The 19,443-nt window shown below is 60.8% G+C and carries 19 protein-coding genes; 1 reads left to right on the forward strand and 18 read right to left on the reverse strand.

Features of this window, described 5'->3' with window-relative positions; translation table 11 throughout:
- The first annotated feature begins 80 nt into the window (after positions 1-80).
- Entirely contained in the window at positions 81-1,058 is a 978-nt protein-coding gene (locus tag GY33_RS0106690; RefSeq protein ID WP_152555112.1) for a GNAT family N-acetyltransferase, read from the forward strand.
- 184 nt (positions 1,059-1,242) lie between these two features.
- On the opposite strand, the gene lon is transcribed toward GY33_RS0106690, so the two are convergent.
- The 18 genes from lon to GY33_RS0106780 all read right to left on the reverse strand — a co-directional run bounded on the left by lon (position 1,243) and on the right by GY33_RS0106780 (position 19,389).
- Positions 1,243-3,699, reverse strand: coding sequence for an endopeptidase La (gene lon / locus GY33_RS0106695; protein WP_051822375.1), 2,457 nt, complete (start codon positions 3,697-3,699; stop codon positions 1,243-1,245).
- 109 nt (positions 3,700-3,808) lie between these two features.
- Positions 3,809-4,090: an acylphosphatase gene (locus GY33_RS0106700; RefSeq protein ID WP_031386592.1), complete on the reverse strand. Its 282-nt coding sequence runs from the start codon at positions 4,088-4,090 to the stop codon at positions 3,809-3,811.
- Positions 4,091-4,112: 22 nt separating this feature from the next.
- The gene (radC, locus tag GY33_RS0106705; protein WP_031386593.1) at positions 4,113-4,784 is read right to left on the reverse strand and encodes a RadC family protein; all 672 of its coding nucleotides are present in this window, start codon (positions 4,782-4,784) and stop codon (positions 4,113-4,115) included.
- A 239-nt stretch (positions 4,785-5,023) separates the two neighbouring features.
- Positions 5,024-5,962 carry a DNA polymerase III subunit delta gene (locus tag GY33_RS0106710; RefSeq protein ID WP_051822376.1) on the reverse strand — a complete coding sequence of 313 codons (939 nt, stop codon included), beginning with the start codon at positions 5,960-5,962 and terminating at the stop codon, positions 5,024-5,026.
- Positions 5,963-6,067: 105 nt separating this feature from the next.
- On the reverse strand, positions 6,068-6,643 hold the full coding sequence (locus GY33_RS0106715) for an endonuclease NucS domain-containing protein (RefSeq protein WP_051822377.1): 576 nt from the start codon (positions 6,641-6,643) through the stop codon (positions 6,068-6,070).
- Between the two features lie 32 nt (positions 6,644-6,675).
- Complete coding sequence (gene leuS / locus GY33_RS0106720; RefSeq protein WP_031386596.1) at positions 6,676-9,195, reverse strand: leucine--tRNA ligase; 2,520 nt, start codon at positions 9,193-9,195, stop codon at positions 6,676-6,678.
- A gap of 100 nt (positions 9,196-9,295) precedes the next feature.
- On the reverse strand, positions 9,296-9,781 hold the full coding sequence (locus GY33_RS20935; RefSeq protein ID WP_152555113.1) for a hypothetical protein: 486 nt from the start codon (positions 9,779-9,781) through the stop codon (positions 9,296-9,298).
- Positions 9,750-10,286 (reverse strand): transcription antitermination factor NusB, encoded by a 537-nt coding sequence (nusB, locus tag GY33_RS0106730; protein WP_031386598.1) that lies wholly within the window; start codon positions 10,284-10,286, stop codon positions 9,750-9,752. The genes GY33_RS20935 and nusB overlap by 32 nt, the downstream gene beginning before the upstream one ends.
- Before the next feature lie 34 nt (positions 10,287-10,320).
- Positions 10,321-10,791 carry a 6,7-dimethyl-8-ribityllumazine synthase gene (gene ribH, locus GY33_RS0106735; protein ID WP_031386599.1) on the reverse strand — a complete coding sequence of 157 codons (471 nt, stop codon included), beginning with the start codon at positions 10,789-10,791 and terminating at the stop codon, positions 10,321-10,323.
- The gene (locus GY33_RS0106740; protein WP_031386600.1) at positions 10,778-12,016 is read right to left on the reverse strand and encodes a bifunctional 3,4-dihydroxy-2-butanone-4-phosphate synthase/GTP cyclohydrolase II; all 1,239 of its coding nucleotides are present in this window, start codon (positions 12,014-12,016) and stop codon (positions 10,778-10,780) included. The genes ribH and GY33_RS0106740 overlap by 14 nt, the downstream gene beginning before the upstream one ends.
- 28 nt (positions 12,017-12,044) lie before the next feature.
- Positions 12,045-12,737, reverse strand: a complete 693-nt coding sequence (locus GY33_RS0106745; RefSeq protein ID WP_031386601.1) for a riboflavin synthase — start codon at positions 12,735-12,737, stop codon at positions 12,045-12,047.
- Entirely contained in the window at positions 12,722-13,945 is a 1,224-nt protein-coding gene (ribD, locus tag GY33_RS0106750) for a bifunctional diaminohydroxyphosphoribosylaminopyrimidine deaminase/5-amino-6-(5-phosphoribosylamino)uracil reductase RibD (RefSeq protein WP_235185485.1), read from the reverse strand. Before ribD ends, GY33_RS0106745 begins: the two co-directional genes overlap by 16 nt.
- Positions 13,923-14,369 carry a deoxycytidylate deaminase gene (locus tag GY33_RS0106755; RefSeq protein WP_031386603.1) on the reverse strand — a complete coding sequence of 149 codons (447 nt, stop codon included), beginning with the start codon at positions 14,367-14,369 and terminating at the stop codon, positions 13,923-13,925. Before GY33_RS0106755 ends, ribD begins: the two co-directional genes overlap by 23 nt.
- Before the next feature lie 85 nt (positions 14,370-14,454).
- Positions 14,455-15,699 (reverse strand): serine hydroxymethyltransferase, encoded by a 1,245-nt coding sequence (glyA, locus tag GY33_RS0106760; protein WP_031386604.1) that lies wholly within the window; start codon positions 15,697-15,699, stop codon positions 14,455-14,457.
- 250 nt (positions 15,700-15,949) lie between these two features.
- Positions 15,950-17,194, reverse strand: a complete 1,245-nt coding sequence (gene fabF / locus GY33_RS0106765) for a beta-ketoacyl-ACP synthase II (protein ID WP_031386605.1) — start codon at positions 17,192-17,194, stop codon at positions 15,950-15,952.
- Between the two features lie 112 nt (positions 17,195-17,306).
- Positions 17,307-17,540 (reverse strand): acyl carrier protein, encoded by a 234-nt coding sequence (gene acpP, locus GY33_RS0106770; RefSeq protein WP_031386606.1) that lies wholly within the window; start codon positions 17,538-17,540, stop codon positions 17,307-17,309.
- Between the two features lie 91 nt (positions 17,541-17,631).
- Complete coding sequence (gene fabG, locus GY33_RS0106775; protein ID WP_031386607.1) at positions 17,632-18,375, reverse strand: 3-oxoacyl-[acyl-carrier-protein] reductase; 744 nt, start codon at positions 18,373-18,375, stop codon at positions 17,632-17,634.
- Between the two features lie 30 nt (positions 18,376-18,405).
- Entirely contained in the window at positions 18,406-19,389 is a 984-nt protein-coding gene (locus GY33_RS0106780) for a beta-ketoacyl-ACP synthase III (RefSeq protein ID WP_031386608.1), read from the reverse strand.
- Positions 19,390-19,443 lie beyond the last annotated feature (54 nt).

Here is a 19,443-nt window from a genome sequence, read left to right on the forward strand (position 1 = left end):
GCAACCCCGAAAGTTGAGTCCGTGAGCTAAAGAACGGCCCCCTCGACGATCAACCCAACAAACCGGCCCGAGACTATACGGTGCGCCGGTTTCGCCCGGAGGACGCAGCTGGAGTGGCAGCCTGCTTTCGCGAGACTTACGGGGAAAGCTATCCATTGGCAGCCTGTTACGAGCCACGGAGGATCATTGAGCAAAACAGGACCGGGAGGCACCTTGCGGCGGTGGCCGTGGCGGACCGGACAGGAGAAGTCGTGGGACACTGCTCCGTACAATGCCGCTATCCATGGCCTGTGGGAGAATGCGGCCAGATCATGGTCAAGCGCGGCCACCAGGGCCGTTCCCTGGCAGTACGCATGGGCCATTTTCTGGAACAGGAGACCCTTGGCATCGGACTGCGCTGCCTGGTGGCCTACGAAGTCACCAGCCATCAGGCCACACAGCTGATCGCGCAACGAGCCAGGTTTCGACCCTGCGGCCTGCTCCTCGGAGCCATGCCAGCCACCTTAGTTTTTCGGAACATGACCGGAGCTGTCTCCCAGCGCGAAAGCTGCATGACCAGCATCAAGTACCTCTATCCTCCTCAGCCGACCGCGGTCCATGTCCCTGCCCATCATCAGGACATGATTGCCAGAATATTTGCCGGACTGGAAAAAACCGTTGTGTTCCAGCCCACCTCACCAATATCCGGCCTGGGAGAAATCATCGTTCGTGAAAGCCAAATCTGGGAAACCGCAGATATCCTTATACGTCGCATCGGGAAACATACCGCCCAGGAACTGCGGGCCCACCTGCGCGATCTGTTGGCAAGGGATATCGCGGAAGTGGTTTATCTGGAGATTCCCCCGGTCCAGGCGGGCGGGGAGACCATATGCCAGGAAGCGGAAAAGGTCGGTTTTTTCTTTGCCGGTCTTGGCCCCAGCTCCACCGCTGAGGGCGAAACGCTGATTTTGCAGTACCTGAACACAAAGCTGGACCTTTCTTGTCTGCGGGTGGCTACCCCCATGGGCAAGGAGATTCTGGAATATCTGAGGCAGGAGCAAAGACGGGTCGGAGGGTAGCGGATATCGGAATTTTCTCTCAGCACGGACAACCTGATCACTCAATGAAACCTACATCGCCAGACATGGCCCCGGGCCGGACTGACTTGGGTGAAGTCGCCATTGCGGAACCGTGGCTGAAGTGAAGCCAACGTCAAAAGGCCGCCCAGGGGCGGCCTTTTGACGTGTGAAGCATCGTTTCGGGCTACTTCTTCTCTTTCGAAACCACCAGCGGCCAGATCTCGTCCACGTGTTCCACATATCGGACCTTGATCTTGCGCAGCAGGTCGGCGGGGACTTCCTGCAGGTCTTTCTTGTTCTGAGCCGGAATCAGCACGGTTTTCAGACCGTGGGCCACGGCGGCGAGAATCTTTTCCTTGATCCCGCCCACGGGCATCACCCGCCCGCGCAGGGTGATCTCGCCGGTCATGGCCAGATCGTTCCTGGCCGGGGTATTGGTCAGGGCCGAAAACAGAGCCGTGACCAGCGTCACTCCGGCGGACGGACCGTCCTTGGGCGTGGCTCCGGCCGGGACGTGAATGTGGATGTCGTTCTTTTCGGCGAAATCCGGATCCAGCCCCAGGGTTCCGGCCCGGTTGCGGGCAATGCTCAACGCGGCCTGAGCGCTCTCCTTCATCACGTCGCCCAGCTGCCCGGTCAGAATCAGCTTGCCCTTGCCAGGCATGGTGGATACCTCCACGTGCAGCACCTCGCCGCCCACCGGGGTCCAGGCCAGCCCCAGGGCCACGCCGGGATAAAGTTCCTTGTCCTTTTCATTCTCCAAAAACCGGGCGACTCCCAAGAGCTTGTTCAGCATCCTGGCCGTGACCGTGAAGGGTCCGGCTTCGTCCTCGGCCACCTTGCGGGCCAGCTTGCGGCACACCGAGCCCAGTTCCCGCTCCAGATTCCGCAATCCGGCCTCCCGGGTGTATTCGCGGATCATCCTGCTGATGATCTGGTCGGAGATGGCCACATCCTCGGGTTTCAGCCCGTTTTCCTTGATCTGCCGGGGCAGCAGGTAGCGCCGGGCAATCTTGATCTTCTCGGCCTCGGTGTATCCGGGGATGCGGATCACTTCCATCCGGTCCAGAAGAGCAGAGGGGATGGTGTCCAGGACGTTGGCCGTGCAGATGAACATGACCTTGGACAGGTCGAAGGGCACGTTCAGGTAGTGGTCGCTGAAGGTGGAGTTCTGTTCCGGGTCCAGGACTTCCAGCAACGCCGACGACGGATCGCCGCGAAAATCCGTGCCAACTTTGTCCACCTCGTCCAGCATGATCACCGGGTTACGCGTCCCGGCCTGCTTGATGCTCTGGATGATCCGTCCGGGCATGGAACCGATGTAGGTCCGGCGGTGCCCCCGAATCTCGGCCTCATCCCGGATGCCGCCCAGGGACATGCGCACGAACTTGCGGCCCAGGGAACTGGCGATAGACCGCCCAAGGGAAGTCTTGCCCACGCCGGGAGGCCCGACAAAGCACAAAATCGGCCCCTTCATGTCCGGGTTGAGCTTGCGCACGCTCAGGTATTCCAGAATGCGGTCCTTGACCTTGTCCAGGCCGTAGTGATCGTCGTCCAGGACGGTCTTGGCCTTCTGGATGATCAACTGGTCCTTGGACATTTTTTTCCAGGGCAGTTCCACGAGCCAATCCAGATAGGTCCGGATGACCGTGGCTTCCGAGGACTCCGGATGCATGGACTCCAGCCGCTTGAGCTGTTTGTCCGCCTCCTTGCGCACCTCCTTGGGCAATCCGGCCTTTTTCAAGGCCGCGCGCAGTTCCTCCAGATCCTCCTCCCCTTCCCCGGAGTCGCCCAACTCTTTGCGAATGGCCTTGAGCTGTTCGCGCAGGAAAAATTCCCGCTGGGCCTTGTCCATGCCCTCCTTGGCCATGCTCTGGATCTTGGCCTGCATCTCCGCGACCTCGGCCTCCTTGATCAACTGCTTGTTGACCAGGGCCAGGCGTTGAACCGAGTCCTCGCAGGCCAGGATTTCCTGGGCGTCTTCGACCTTCATCCGCAGATTGGAGGCGATCAGGTCCGCCAATCGGCCCGGCTCCTCCACGCTGTTCAGCACGGCCAACACGTCCGGAGAGGCGATGCCGCGCAGGGAGAGAATCTTCTCGCTCTGCTCCCTGGCCGTGCGGACCATGGCCTCCAGTTGCGGCGAGGGCTCGCGGACCTCATCCTCTTCAATGGGCTCGATCTCCACCATATGGAACGGATCGTTCTGCACGTAACCTGTGATCCGGGCCCGGGTCACGCCCTGGACCAGCACTTTCAGGCGTCCGTCGGGCATCTTGAGCATGCGCATGATCGTGGCCAGGGTGCCCACGGAATGAACTTCCTCCGGCCCGGGATCGTCGGTCTTTTCCTCTTTCTGGGTGGAGATCAGGATGTGCCGATTGCTGTTCAGGGCCGCGTCCACCGCGTTGATGGACCGCTCCCGACCCACGAAAAGCGGCAGGATCATGTAATTGAAAACGACCACGTCCCGCACCGGCAAAAGCGGAACATGCTTGGGCATCTCCTGCCCCGCGTTGCCGCCGTCCCGATCCTCGGATTCGGAAACGGGCTCCACTTCGGACCCTCGCTTCACATGTGCTTCCTGCTCTTCGGAATCGGCGATGACGTCCACTTGTTGGTTTTCGTTTTTCGTACTCATATTCGCAATATACTCCTTATAAAAAAATCGTATCGTTATACTTCAATCCGGCGCAGCTTTACGGCCATCACCCTGGGCACCGTCCAGGCACAGGCGGATGCCGTGCTCGTTACACCGTCGGAGCAATATGAAAGCCCTCCGGGGTTGCCCCTTCCTCCGTGACGGCCAAGACCGCGACGTCATCCACCCGGCTGAAGGACGGTCCCTGCCGGAGCAGCTTCTCCAACTCCCGCAACGCCGCTTCGTCGCCCTGGGCCAGGACCTCCACCCGTCCGTCCCGGAGATTGCGCACCCAGCCGCTGAGTCCCAAACGCTGGGCTTGGCCCCGGGTCCAGCCTCGAAAATACACTCCCTGGACTCGTCCACGTACATGGGCATGCAAGATATTCATCAGTTCGACCTCACCGGGCGACTTACAGCAGCCCCTGGGCTTGAAAGCTGAAATAGTCGTGGTCCGTGACCACAATATGATCTAAAACGCGAATGTCCATCTCCTGGGCCGCTCGCTGCATCTTTTTGGTCAATTCCTGATCCTGAACCGAGGGCTTGGGGTCCCCGCCGGGATGGTTGTGAACCAGAATCAGCCCGCTTGCTTGGTGATGCAGGACCAAGCGCAGGATTTCCCGGGGATAGACCGGCGTCTGATCCACGGTGCCCTGGCTGACCCGTTGCCAGTGAATCAGCCGATTTTTGTTGTCCACCAGAGCCACCCAAAACTGTTCGGTTCGCTCCCGGCCAAGCCGGGCGATGGCGAAGTCCGCCACGATGCGGGGATGGCTGAACACTTCCCGCTCCTGGATCAACCCCTCCTGCACCCGGCTCCAGAATTCGCGCCAGACGTTCAGCAGCACGTTGACGCTGGGGCTCATCCCCGGGACGTCCGCCAAGTCTGCGGCGGAGGCGTGAAACAACCCGCGCAGCGAACCACACCGGGCCAACAGCGCCTTGGCCAGCTCCTTGGTGTCCCGCCGGGGCAAGGCATAGCCGAGCAGCAATTCCAGGACTTCATAGTCCGCCAGGCCCTGAGAACTCCGCGTAAGACGCTCTTTGAGCCGTTTTCGGTGTCCAAGGTAGTGTTTGTCCATGGCATATAGGCATGAATGAAGGGTGTGGCAACAAAAAAGCGGCCCGGTTCACGAAAAACCGCCTAAAAAAGCAAAAAAGGCGGCAACAAGCCGACTCGTATCAGCAAAGTTCGAGAAAGCAAACTGAACTCAGAGCGGAATTCACGGATTGCGCCCCACGGTTGGTCGAGAAGACTCCCAACACGATGGCATGACCGAAAAAGAGAGGGAGGTCGCGCGAAGAAATCAGAAGGATTGTCTCACTGGCGAAGGCCGGGACGCAAAGCGAGATTGGAGACGAGAAATTCGAGGATTTGATCAGCTTGTTTGCGGCCGGATTTCAGATCGGATTCAGCTTGAAATACCAAGTCGATGACCCGGGCGATGCCCTGCTCGCCCAACTGTGCGGCCAGACGCTTCTTTTCGCCCTTGATAAAGGGGGGCAGGGAGACGGCGCCGTCCTCTCCGGCGTTGAGCATCCAGAGAATGCGCATCTCCCGTTGGAGCAGGCCCAGCACGGGCATCAGCATTCCCGAGTTACCGGCTTCCCGGTCCAGCATCACGGTTTGCCAGACGTCCAAGCTGGCCGAGGATTGAAGCATCCCGCGCAGAAAGGCGAAGTTGTCCAGGGAGGCCGGTTCGCCAAACAGCCCCAGGTCAGAGGTTTCCATCCGTTGCCGCTCGCCCAGGGCCAATTCCAACTTTTGCAGTTCGTTGCCGAATCGGGCTCCGTCCAGCGGCAGCAGCCCGGCCAGTTTTTCCTCCACGGACGGCGCGAACTCAACACCCCGCCGTTTGGCCCAGGCCTTCAGCTCGGCGCGCAGGCTCTGGGGCGTCATGCCCGGAGACTCCCAAACCCACTGCCTTTTTTGAGCCGCTTTAAAAAAGGGCTGCTTGGCCAGAACCGCCGGCACGGCAGGAGCCTTGCCCTTCCACTCCCCTTCCAGGCAGAAAAATATCCACAAGTCCGGCTTGCTCTTGCGCAAAAGCGGCTCCAGATCGGCCCAGACCTTGACCGTCAAAGCGTTGGCCCGCCGCAGCACCACTATTCTGCCCTGCCCCAACAAGCTCATCAGCCCCGGCATGGCCAGGGAAGTCCAAAACCCGGACTCCAAGGGCTCGTCCGCCCAATACGTGGTCCGACTCCACCCTTCGCACCCGGCGGCCCGCACTCTCCGCTGGATCTCCCTCTGAATCATCCAGGGATCCGGGCAGACGCAAAAGAAAAAAGGGGAATTGGACGGCATGACGTGAAATAAAAACAGGATGGTAATTCGGATTGTTGGAATCGCCGGTCGTTTTGGTCACGCCGCGACGGCTTCAAAAGCAAAATTGAATCGATAGCGGATCAATTGGACATTGCCGATTGCTCGCGCGGCATAAACGACCCGTGGGTGGAACTCCCCGGCGATCAATATGCCTCGAACGGGTTGTCCTCCCGAATCCACCGTTCCCATGTACGACAACAGCTGCGTCAAGGCCTCGGGCTTGGCGGTTCCGGCTTTCAATTCGATAACGACGACTGTTCCGGACTTGTCTTTCGCGAGAATATCTATGCGACCAGCGTCCGTCTGGTGTTCTTTCCCGTCATCCGCGATTTCCAGTCCGCGTTCCAACTGCTGGATATTCGCTCTCAAAGCGATCTGCAGATCCCGCTCTAACCCGAAGGACGCCTCAACCGCGTCGATGATTTCTTCCGTTTCCGATTCTGAAACGGAAGAAGCCATCTTGTCGTACGTCCCCATGGTATAATGGGCTTTAATCGACCTGACGACGTTCGGAGGAACTCCCAATTGAGACGCTATCTGCTCTCGTTCAAAAACTCCTTCGCGAAGCAGGGAGATGATCGCCGACTTTTGATCTTCGGTTATGGACGACATACCTTCCGCCTCCCCGCAAGCCGCGTCGTCAATTACTTCTTCGTGACGATGCTCAGCAGTTTGCCGGGAACGAAGACCATTTTGGCCACTTCGCGGCCGGCCAGGTGTTTCTGGATGTTCTCGTTGGCCAGGGCTTGGGGTTGGACGTCCTCGGCCGCGGCGTCGGCGGGCACGGTGAGCTTGGAGCGGACCTTGCCGTCCACCTGGACCACGATGGTCACCTCGTCCCGGACCAGGGCCTGGGGGTCGTGGGTCGGCCAGGGTTGGCCGGAGAGCAGGTCCGCGTGCCCGATACGCTGCCAGAGTTCCTCGCACAAATGCGGCGTAACCGGCGAGAGCACGGCCAGGGTGGAAGCCACGGCCGAGGACAGCAAACGCCGTCCCGGCTCTGTTTTCCGCAGCGCGTCCTTGGTCTGGTACAGGGTGTTCACCAGTTCCATGACCGCGGCGATAGCCGTATTGAACTGGAACCGATCCGCGATGTCCCCGGCCACCTTGACCACGGTGGCGTGCTCCTTGCGGCGCAAGGTCGCGGCCTCGGGAGCTCCCGCGGCCTGGACGTCCTCGTCGGTGGCCGAGCAAGGCATTGCGGCCTGGAGGTCCCCCTCCAGGTCCATCACCAGTCGCCACAGCCGATGGGTGAATCGCTGTGCGCCCTCGATCCCGGAGTCGCTCCAGTCCAGATCGCGTTCCGCCGGAGCGGCGAAGAGCAAAAACAGACGCACCGCGTCCGCGCCGTAGCGCGCGGTCATTTCATCCGGGGAAACCACGTTGCCCTTGCTCTTGCTCATTTTGGCCCCGTCCTTGAGCACCATGCCCTGGGCCAGGAGGGCCTTGAACGGCTCGTCCATCCGGATATAGCCAAGGTCGCGCAGGGCCTTGACCCAGAACCGGGCGTAGAGCAGGTGCAGGATGGCGTGCTCCACTCCGCCGATGTACTGGTCCACCGGGCACCAGTAGGCCAGATCCTCGGCGTGAAAAGCCTGACCGTGCTCCCAGGGGGCGGTGTAACGCAGAAAGTACCAGGAACTCTCGACAAAGGTGTCCATGGTGTCCGTTTCCCGCCGGGCCGGACCGCCGCACCGCGGGCAGACCGTGTTCACGAAGTCCGTTGCGTCGGGCAGGGGAGAGCGGCCGTCCGCGCGAACCTGCAAATCCAGGGGCAGGACCACGGGCAGATTCTCTTCCCGTTCCGGAACCACGCCGCAGGCGTCGCAGTACATCACCGGAATTGGCGCACCCCAATAGCGCTGCCGGCTGATGTTCCAATCCCGCAGGCGGTAGTTCACGGCCCGCTTGCCCATCTTATCGCGCTCCAGACGGTCGGCGACGGCGATCTTGGCCTGCTCGTTGTCCAGGCCGGTAAAGTCCCCGGAGTTGATCAGCGTCCCGGGCTCGGGCCGGGCCGCATCCATGGCCGCGCCGTCCAGGGACGACTCGCCATGGGGCAGGATCACCGGAAGGACATCCAGGCCGTACTTGCGGGCAAATTCGAAGTCGCGCTGGTCATGGGCCGGGACGGCCATCACCGCGCCGGTGCCGTAGCCCATGAGCACGAAGTTGGCCACCCAGATGGGCATGCGTTGCCCGGTGAAGGGGTTCAGACAGTACCGCCCGGTGAACACGCCTTCCTTTTCCAAGTCCTCGGCCCCTCGGACCACCTTGTCCAAGTTTCGGACCCGGTCGCAAAACGCGCGAACCTCGGCCTCTTGCGGCGTCCCGGCAATCAGCTCTTCCACCAGCGGATGCTCCGCGGCCAGGCTCATGAACGTGGCTCCGAACACCGTGTCCTGCCGGGTGGTGAATACCCGGACCGAGGCCGTCCCGTCCGAAGCGGGCTGTTCAAGAGGAAAAACGATCTCCGCGCCGATGGACTTGCCGATCCAGTTGCGCTGCATGCTCACCACGCGCTCCGGCCATCCGCCCTCCAGCTCGTCCAGGTCTTGCAGCAATTCCTCGGCATAATCCGTAATCCGCAAGAACCACTGGGTCAGTTCCTTCTGGACCACCTGGGTGTCGCAGCGCCAGCACAGGCCGTCCTCCACCTGCTCGTTGGCCAGCACCGTGTTACAGGAGTCGCACCAGTTCTGAGGCGCCTTGTGCCGGTAAGCCAGTCCTTTTTCCAGAAATTTGAGAAAAAACAGCTGTTCCCAGCGATAGTAATCCGGCAGGCAGGTGGTCACCTCCCGCCGCCAGTCCAGGGAATAGCCCATGCGTTGCAGCTGGACGCGCATGGTGTCGATGTTTTCCATGGTCCACTTGGCCGGATGCACTCCGTGCTTGATGGCTGCGTTCTCCGCGGGCAGACCGAAGGCGTCCCAACCCATGGGATGCAGAACGTTGAACCCCTGCATTCGCTTCAAGCGGGCCACGGCGTCGCCGATGGAATAGACCCGGGCATGACCGATGTGGATTCGCCCCGAAGGATAGGGAAACATCTCCAGCACGTAGTACTTGGGACGAGAGGCGTCGCGTTCCGAATGAAACGCGCCCTGTTCTTCCCAAATGCGCTGCCATTTGACTTCCACCGTTTGCGGATCGTACCGCTCCATCACCTTGTCCATATCCATCTCCCATCGCACCGGGGCAATTTGGTTCTCGAAATAATTCGCAAAAATCTTTGGGTAAATCTCAAATCGGTTTCACAAATATTTACCGCCAGCCGGACGCATCCCCGTCCAGATCGTGCTCGGTGGCGAATCGGAGGTGCGGAAATCGGGCTTCCCAGTGGCGTACCGCCTGGTAAATCAACCGACGCTGTTTCCCCACGATCAGATAAACCACGACGTCGTCTTGAAAGTCCGCCGGGTAGACGCTCCAAAACGATTCGCCCCAAAGCAGCAAGGCGCGATCCGCCGACAGGTCCAGGGTTCGTTCCAAGGACTCCACGTCCAGACACCAGGGATTCCAAGCCAGGACGAGCAATTGTGAAGCCATGCGTCCGGACCAGTTTTCAACGTTTCTTCGGTCCGGAGCGTACCAGGACAGGAGCCAACGCGTCCGCCCGAGATGGTCAGGAGCGATTTCGACGCCGGCCGGCGTGAACGAGGCAGAGGATGCATCGCCGGGCAGGACGCGGACATGGCGAACATGGTCGGGGCAGCGATCAGAACTGCTTACGAATCCCAAACTCACCATGGCTCACCGCCCTGGCCACGGCGTCGAGAATGCCGTTCACGAAGGGAAAGGAATTATCATCCGCGAACTCCTTGCTCAACTCCACGGCCTCGTTGATGCTCACCCGTAATGGAATATCCGGCTCGTACAGCAATTCGTAGACGCCCAACCGGAGAATGCTCAGTTCGGCCTTGGCGATCCGTTCGATCTTCCAGTGCTTGGAAAAACGCCGGATCACAGCGTCGATCTCGTCCAGCCGACCAAAAACGCCGGTCACCAAGCCCAAGCCGAATTCCTGATCCTCCGGGAGCGGCGTTTGCGGGGTTGTCTCCTTGGGCGATCCGACCTCGCACTTTCCAGCCTTGCCTGATTCGTTTCCTTCGTCTGGAGCGTCATCGTCCACTGGCAGGGTCGAAAACGTCCGCCTGACCTGTTCCGTATTTTCAGATTTCTGAAAGCTCAGGGCAAAGACGCACTGCAAAGCCCGCCTGCGAGCCGCTCGTCGGTGTACCTTCGGGGTTTCCATTGTTTTTCGTGGGTCCTTTGTGGGGCCGGAAAAATCAGACCTGTTCCAGGACGCGAATCATTTCCAGGGTCGCGGCCGCGGCGTCCACGCCCTTGTTCCCGGCCTTGCTCCCGGCCCGCTCCACGGCCTGTTCCAGGGTGTCCGTGGTCAGGACGCCGAAGCCCACGGGAACCCCGGTGTCCATCATCACCTGGGCCAGCCCCTTGGAGACCTCGGCCGAGACGTAGTCGAAATGCGGGGTGGAGCCGCGAATCACAGCACCCAGGCAGACGACGCCGTGAAAGCGCTTCGTCTCCGCCAGCCGTTTGGCTGCCAGAGGCATTTCGTAGGCCCCTGGAATCCGGACCAGCGTCAAATCCGCCCTGGCCGCGCCGTGCCGAACCAGGTAGTCCACGGCACCTCCCACGAGGCGGTCCACGATGAAGTCGTTGAACCGGCTGGCCAGAATCGCGAAACGCAGCCCGGTAGCGTCCAGACGGCCTTCAATGGTTTCAAGATGATGCATTGGCCTTCTCCTTGTCAGCTTTGAAATCCAGCATGTGTCCCATTTTTTCCTTCTTGGTCAGCAGATATTGCAGGTTCTGCTCGCAGGCCTGGACTTCCACCGGAACCCGTCCAGCCACTTCCAGGCCGTAGCCCTCCAGGCCGACGATCTTTTTGGGATTGTTGGTCATCAGCCGCATCTTGCTCACGCCCAGGTCCACGAGAATCTGCGCGCCGACCCCGTAATCCCGCAGGTCCGGGGCAAAGCCCAGGTCCACGTTGGCCTCCACGGTGTCCCGGCCGCTGTCCTGCAGACAATAGGCCTTGATTTTGTTGGCCAGACCGATCCCGCGGCCCTCCTGGCGCATGTACAGGATCACACCGTTGCCTTCCTCGGCGATAATCCGCATTGCCGCCTGGAGCTGGGGTCCGCAGTCACAGCGCAGGGAGCCGAAAACGTCCCCGGTCAGGCACTGGCTGTGCACCCGGACCAGGACCGGTTCTTCCGAATTAATTTCGCCCTTGACCAAGGCCAAGTGGACACTGTTGTCCAAGTCGCTTTCATAGGCGAAAACCCGAAAGTCTCCTCCATTGCAGGTGGGCAAATTGGCCTCGCCTACCCGGCGCACGGAAAGGGCGTCGTGCTTCATCCGGTAGCGGATTAGATCGGCGATGGACGCGATCTTCATGTTGTGCTTGGCCGCGAATTCCTCCAAGTCGGGCATCCGGGCCATGTTGCCGTCGTCGCGCATGATCTCGCAGATCACCGCAGCGGATTTCATACCGGCCAGACGGGCCAAATCCACGCTGCCTTCGGTCTGCCCGGCCCGGACAAGCACCCCGCCCTTTTTGGCCCGCAACGGGAAAACGTGTCCCGGAGAGACAATGTCCTCGGCCTTGGCGTCGTCGGCCACGGCGGTCAGAATCGTGGTGGCCCGGTCATAGGCCGAAATCCCCGTGGACACGCCGGAACGGGCCTCGATGGACACGGTGAAGGCCGTGCCGAACCGCGACTCGTTCCGGGTGGCCATCATGGGCAGATCCAGCGTTTCCACCAACTCTTGCTCCATGGCCAGACAGATCAAGCCCCGGCCGTGAATGGCCATGAAATTGATGATCTCCGGAGTCACGCTCTGGGCCGCGATGGTCAGATCGCCTTCGTTCTCCCTGTTCTCGTCGTCCACAAGAATGATCATCCGCCCCTGACGGATGTCCTCGATGGCCTCTTCGATGCTGCACAGTGCCATATTCAGTTCCTCTTTTCTTCGCCGGTCGTTAAAAGCCGTGTTCGCGTAAAAACGCCTCGCTGATCCCGCCGCCTCCAGTCATGGACGCCCCTGAGGGACGCGACGACCTTCCGGCCCAAGGGCCCAGCATGCGCTGCACGTATTTACCGATCAGGTCGGTTTCCATATTCACGTCCCGGCCTAGCCGCCATTCGGAAATGGTCGTGTTTTGCCAAGTTTCCGGGATGATGTTCACTTCCAAAAAACCTTCGCCGCACTGGTTCACCGTCAGGCTGATCCCGTCCAGGGTCACTGAGCCCTTGGTCACCACCAAAGGAGAAAATTCCTCGGGATACAGCAGCCGAAACCAACGGGACTGGCCTGCTTGGCGCGTTTCCCCGACCCGTGCCAGACAGTCCACGTGGCCGCTGACCAGGTGTCCGCCCAGCCGGTCCCCCAGGGCCAGGGCCCGTTCCAGGTTGACCCGCATCCCGGTCCTTAGGCCGCCCAGGTTCGTCAGCCGCAGGGTCTCGGCCGAGGCGAACACGGAAAACCGGTCCGGGGCGAAGGTCTCCACGGTCAGGCAGACGCCGTTGACCGCGATGCTCTCTCCGCGAACGTAGTCCCGGATCGGGGTTTCCGGCCCAATCTCCAGGCGGGTTTCCCGGTTGCCGCTTCCTTCGCCTTGGCGACCCGTGACGCTGAGGACTTTGCCTGGTCCCTGAATCAGGCCGGTGAACATCCGTCTTTGCCTCCCGAAGCGTCATTGTCATGAGGCGGCGTCGACTCCGGACGCAACACCAGCATAAGGTCCCCATCAAGTTCCCGGACCCTACAGGTTCGCCAGGACCAAGCATCGGCCATGCTCGGAACCTCGGCCCCGGACAGCAAGGGCACGGCCCTGGCGTCGCCCAGGGTCTTGGTTGCGAGAAACAGCCACCATTCTCCCACGAGACCGGCGGTGATCACATGCTGGGCCAGTCTGCCACCGCCCTCGCACAACACGTCCATCACGCCCAACTCGGAACGCAACCGCGTCAGGCAGGCCTTCAGGTCGACTTGGCCGCCGCTTCCGGCCCCCCATACACGAGCCCCAAGGGCGCGCAGCCGTTCAGCCGTCGTGTTTTGCGCCGCGGTCTCGGTGGTCCAGAAAATGGTTTCTTCCGGTCGCTCACGCAACAGATAAAAATTTGAGACAGAATCAGGCAACTTGGAGCCCACTACGATGGCCAAGGGTTGGGTTTGCGGGTTCGCCGACTGGTCCGTCAGCTGGTCCGGCGGCCGGTCGGCTTCGGAGAGTCGGCAGGTCAGCCGGGGATCATCCGCTCGAAAAGTGCCCGCTCCGACCATCACGGCCCCGACCCGGCTCCGCAGGGTGTGGACCATTTGTCGGGACCGGGCGTTGCTGATCCACTGGGAGTCGCCGGAACGGGTGGCGATCCGACCGTCCAGGGTGCAAGCCAACTTGAGATACAGATAGGGCAGCGGAGAGTCGATCCAGGTCCGGAAGTCCGCGATCAGATCCCGGCAGGCCTGTTCGGCCACGCCGACGACCACCTGGACGCCGTTGTTCCGCAAATGGTCGATGCCGCCCCCGATCACCCTTGGATTCGGGTCAGCCGTGCCCACCACGACCCGCCTGATGCCGGCTTGGACAACGGCCTGGGTACATGGAGGAGTGCGCCCGGTATGATTGCAGGGCTCCAAAGTCACCCACAGGATGCACTCTTTCGGATCGATCCCTTGGTGTGCGGCGTCTTGCAAGACCTCCACCTCGGCATGGGGCAGGCCCGGCCCGCGGTGATGCCCCCGGGCCACGATCCGCCCGTCTTGGGTCAGCACCGCGCCGACGCACGGATTAGGCGCGGTTTGGCCTTTGCCCTGCTCGGCCAGGGCCACGGCCTGGAGCATGATCTTCCCGGCGTCGTCAGGAAGAGCAAAGCTGTTCAAAGCGCACTCCTGCCTCGCGCAGCATGTTCACGGCCAGATCGTCGGGGTACCCCTGTTCGAAGAAGATCGCCTCGACCCCGCAGTTTATCAACATTTTGGTACAGATCAGACACGGCTGAGTGGTGCAGTAGATCTGCGCCCCCTCCAGCCGGACCCCGTGGGTGGCGGCCTGGATGATCACGTTCTGCTCGGCGTGCAGGCCCCGGCACAGCTCATGCCGCTGGCCCGATGGGATTCCCATCTGCTCCCGCAGGCAGCCGATATCCAGGCAGTGCTCCAGCCCGGCCGGAGCACCGTTGTAGCCCGTGGCCAGGATCCGTTTGCCCTGTACGGCCAAAGCCCCGACCCTGCGCCGCAAACAGGTGGACCGTTCGGCCACCAGTTTGGCGATGCCCATGAAGTATTCCGGCCATGGCAGTCGCATCAGCTTCGGATATCCTGGGATTTCGTCAACAAGAAGGGCCCAGATGCGAAGCCGGAGCCGTGAATGTACCTTGCCACGGTGAGACTTACCCCGCGAACAACGGAAACTGGGACGCGAAGGTTTGCACCTCGGCCTCGATCCGCTGCAGTTCGGTATCGTTGTCCCGCTGATCCAGGGCCTCCACGATCCACTCCACGACACGGACCATGTGCTCTTCGGTCATGCCTCGTGTGGTCAGGGCCGGGGTGCCCAGGCGAATTCCGGAGGTCACGAACGGAGAGCGGGTCTCAAAGGGAACCGTGTTCTTGTTCACCGTGATCCCGGCCTTGTCCAGAGCGATCTCGGCATCCTTGCCCGTAATGTCCGTGTTGGTCAGGTCCACGAGCATCAGATGGTTGTCCGTCCCTCCGGAAACCAGGGCGAAGCCGGCGTCGGTCAGAGCCTTGGCCATGGCCTGGGCGTTTTTGACCACCTGTTGCTGATACGTGGCGAACTCTGGACGCAGGGCTTCGCCAAAGGCCACGGCCTTGGAGGCGATCACGTGCATCAGCGGACCGCCCTGGATGCCGGGGAAAATCTGGGAGTTCAGAAGCTTGCCGAACTCGTCCGAGGACAAAATCATCCCGCCGCGTGGCCCGCGCAAGGTCTTGTGGGTGGTGGTGGTGATGAAATGCGCGCTGCCCACGGGCGAAGGGTGCAGGTCAGCGGCGATCAGTCCGGCGATATGCGCCATGTCCACCATCAGCTTGGCTCCGACCTCGTCGGCGATTTCCCGAAACTTCGGGAAATCGATCACCCGGGAATAAGCGCTGGCCCCGGCCACGATAATCTTGGGCCGGTGCTCCCGAGCCATGCTCCGGACCTGGTCGTAATCAATAGTCCCGGTTTCCTTGCCCACGCCGTAGAAAACCACCTTGTACAACTTGCCGGAAAAATTCACCGGGCTGCCGTGGGTCAGGTGCCCGCCATGGGACAGGTCCATGCCCAGAATCACGTCTCCGGGCTGCAACGCCCCAAAGTAGACCGCCATGTTGGCCTGAGATCCGGAATGGGGCTGAACATTAGCGTATTCAGCCTTGAACAATTGCTTGGCCCGCTCCAGGGCCAAGGTCTCGGCCATGTCTACGTATTCGCAGCCGCCATAATAGCGCTTGCCCGGATAGCCTTCGGCGTACTTGTGGGTCAGCACGCTGCCCATGGTCATACGCACGGCCGGCGAGGTGAAATTTTCCGAGGCGATCAGTTCCAGCTTGTGCAGTTGCCGCAGTTCTTCCAGGCGCACGGCTTCGGCGATTTCCGGATCGTGGCGGCGAAGTTCGTCAAGGTTCATGGGAGTTCTCCGAGGATTGAATTGACGATGGCGTCCTCCAGACTTCACGAAAAGCCGGGAGGATGCGCGAACGAAGAGGCCGGACGGCGGCGGGCGGGAATACGAGTCGAATCCGCCCAACCCGCCGCTTCGACTACATGAGTGTTGCAATAAACATTTGTCGGCAGTCCGTTCAAAAGCCCCAAGTGCAAGGAGCAANNGTTTGAACTTTTTGCAGCGACGCGGCAATTGGGAGTTTTTCAACGGACTGCTAACCGTCCCAGCGCTTGTACAGAATAGTGGCGTTGGTCCCGCCGAAGCCGAAGGAATTGCAGAGTACGTACCGAATGTCGGCCTTTCTGGAACCGTCGGTAACGTAGTCCAGATCGCATTCGGGATCCGGCTCGACCATGTTGATGGTCCCGGGAATCATGCCGTGATGCAGGCTCAGGACCGAAAAAACGCTCTCCACCCCGCCGGCCGCGCCGAGGAGGTGTCCGATCATGGATTTGTTGCCGGTGATGGCTATGGAGGCGGCATGCTTGCCGAAAACTTTCTTGATGGCCCGGGTCTCCGTGATGTCGTTGAGCTTGGTGGAGGTGCCGTGGGCGTTGATGTGGTCCACTTCTTCCGGAGCGATACCGGCTTCGTCCAGGGCGGCCCGCATGGCCAGGGACATGCCCGCGCCGTCCTCGTCAGGGGCGGTGATATGAAAGGCGTCGCCCGAAGCGCCGTAGCCCACCACCTCGGCCAGGATATTCGCCCCTCGGGCTTGGGCGTGTTCCAGGGTCTCCAGGAGCAGCAAGCCGCAGCCCTCGCCCATGACGAATCCGTCACGACTGTTCTCAAAAGGCCTCGAGGCCAGTTGCGGTTCGTCGTTGCGGGTGGACAGAGCCTTGAGGGCATTGAAACCGGCCATGGCCAAGGGCGTCAGACTGGCTTCGGTTCCCCCGCAGATCGCCGTATCCGCCCGGCCCAGCAACAGTTCGGAAAAGGCCGTGCCGATAGAATGCAGCCCCGAGGCGCAGGCTGAAGTGGTGACCAGATTGTTGCCTTTGGCTCCGGTAAAGATGGACACCTGACCGGCAGCCATGTTGGCGATCAGGGACGGTATGAAAAACGGAGAAATTTTTCGCGGCCCGCTTTTAAGCATGGTGGTCTGGGAACGCTCCAGAGCGTCCAGCCCACCGATGCCGCATCCGATGATCGCGGCGGTGCGATGCGCTCGCTCAGCGGGGATCGTCCAATCGGCGTCCTCCAGGAGCATCTTGGCGGCGGCCACGGCAAACTGCGCGAACAGTTCCATCCGTCGGGTCTGTTTGGCCGGCATGAATTTCTCCGGATCAAATCCCTTGACCTCTCCAGCTATCTTGGATGCGTGATCCTTGGCGTCGAAGCGGGTCAACGGGGCGATGCCCGACTCCCCCTTGATCAACCGTTCCCAACTGGTCCGTGCGTCCACGCCTAAAGGCGTGACCGCCGAAATACCGGTAACGACTACTCTCTTTCTGGACATGCTTCCACCTTGACTTGTCCGGCTGACGGGAAAAAAACGAGCGCCCCGTGATCGTGCCGAAGCGGATCACAAGACGCCCGAAACACCTAGCAGGCTGCCTCGGAGAACCGGATCAGGCGACCTTGGACTGAATATAGGCCAACGCGTCCTTGACCTTGGTCATTTTCTGAGCGTCTTCATCATCGATTTCAACGCCGAACTCCTCTTCCATGGCCATGATCAATTCAGTCAGATCCAAGGAGTCGGCACCCAGGTCGTCGACAAAGGCCGCGTCCGGAGTGACTTGGTCGGCGGCAACACCGAGCTGATCGACGATAATTTTTTTGACCTTTTCTTCCATTGACATGATTGTTCTCCTCCCAGCTGAAAAAAGTAAGTGGTTTGTTTGCTTCTTCCGCAACGTACCGCGGAATACGGTCCATGACGAACGTCGTCCTCTACATGTACATGCCGCCCGTCACGCCGATCACCTGTCCGGTGATGTACCCGGCGCTCTCGGATGCCAAAAACGCGACGGTGTCGGCGATTTCCTCGACTTGGCCGAAGCGGCGCATGGGGATCCGTTCCATGTAGACGTTTTGTATCTCTTCGGACAGGCCCGAGGTCATGTCCGTGTCGATGAATCCGGGAGCAACGGCGTTGACCGTGATCCCTCGCGAGGCCAACTCCTGAGCCGCGGACTTGGTCAGTCCGATCAGCCCGGCCTTAGACGCCGCGTAGTTGGCCTGCCCGGCGTTGCCCATCTGACCGACCACCGAAGAGATGTTGATGATCCGCCCATAACGCTGACGAATCATAAGCTTGGCCGCCTCCTGGAGGCAGATGAAACTTCCTGTCAGGTTGACGCGCAGAACAGCTTCCCAGTCCGCCGGTTTCATCCGGATGATCAGGTTGTCCTTGGTCATCCCGGCGTTGTTCACCAGTACTTCCAGGCGAACCTTGTCCTTGACGTGGTCCTGAAAAAAAGCGGAAACCGCCTGGGCGTCCCCCACGTCCAACCGAAACGCCTCGGCCTTGCCGCCGTGGGATTCGATGGCCGCCTGGACGGCCTCGGCCAATTCCGGCTTGCTGACATAGGTCAGGTAGACCTGATAGCCGTCCTGGGCCAGCCGCAGTGCCGCGGCCCGGCCAATCCCCCTGGAGGCCCCGGTGACCAGGGCGGTCTTGATCAATTCGCTCATGTCGTCAGTCCCGTCGTCTTGATAATCGAATCAGTATTGCAACAACGCCGCGGCCCAGTTCAGTCCGCCGCCGAAGGCCGTCAACATAACTTTGCTTCCCGGGGGAATCAATGCCTTTTCCCGGGCTTCGGCCAGGGCGAGGGGAATGGAGGCCGCGGAGGTGTTGCCGTATTTTTCGATGTTCACGAACACCTTGTCCATGGGAAGGTCCAGTCGACCGGCCAGGGATTCGATGATCCGGATGTTGGCTTGGTGCGGAACGACCAGATCAATGTCCGAAGAGGTCAACCCGTTCTTTTCCAGTATCCGTTGACAGATGGCAGCCATGGAACGCACGGCGTGCTTGAAGATCTCCCGGCCTTGCATCTGAACAAAAAAATCCTCGGCCACGGCCTGGCCGAGCTTCATCGGGGTTGCCGATCCGCCACCGCGAACCACTAGCAAATCACTGAGCGACCCATCGCCGTCCAGAAGCACGTCCATCACCTCCGCACTGCCATGGGACGGCTTGCCCGTGACCACCACGGCCCCGGCTCCATCACCGAAAAGGACGCAGGTTCCGCGATCCTCCCAGTTCAGTCGGGAAGAAACCACTTCGCTGCCGACCACGAGGACCACGGCTTCGGGATGCAGAGCGACAAAGGCTCGCGCGGTTTCCAAGGCGAACAGAAAACCGGTGCAGGCCGCGGATACGTCCATGGCCATACCCCGGGGAATGCCCAGCTTTTCACGTAGAATGTACGCCGTGGAGGGAATGTAGGCGTCTGGAGAAAAGGTGGCCACCAGGACGTGGGTCACGTCAGTCGCGGCAACTTTGGCGTCCTCCAGCGCTCGTTTAGCGGCTTCGACGCCCAGCATGGAACAGGATTGTCCGGGCTCAGCAATGCGCCGCTCCCTGATTCCCGTCCGGCTGACGATCCATTCATCGTTGGTGTCCACCAACCGTTGCAGGTCGATGTTGGTCACCACCTGCTCAGGAACAAAGGCTCCGGTTCCGATAATATGTGCCGACATAGTCACGACCGCGCGCTGATACGTGAAAAAAGTGAAAGAAAAGAAGACACGAGG

Origin of the sequence: Desulfonatronum thiodismutans (assembly GCF_000717475.1) — a bacterium.
Lineage (GTDB): Bacteria > Desulfobacterota > Desulfovibrionia > Desulfovibrionales > Desulfonatronaceae > Desulfonatronum > Desulfonatronum thiodismutans.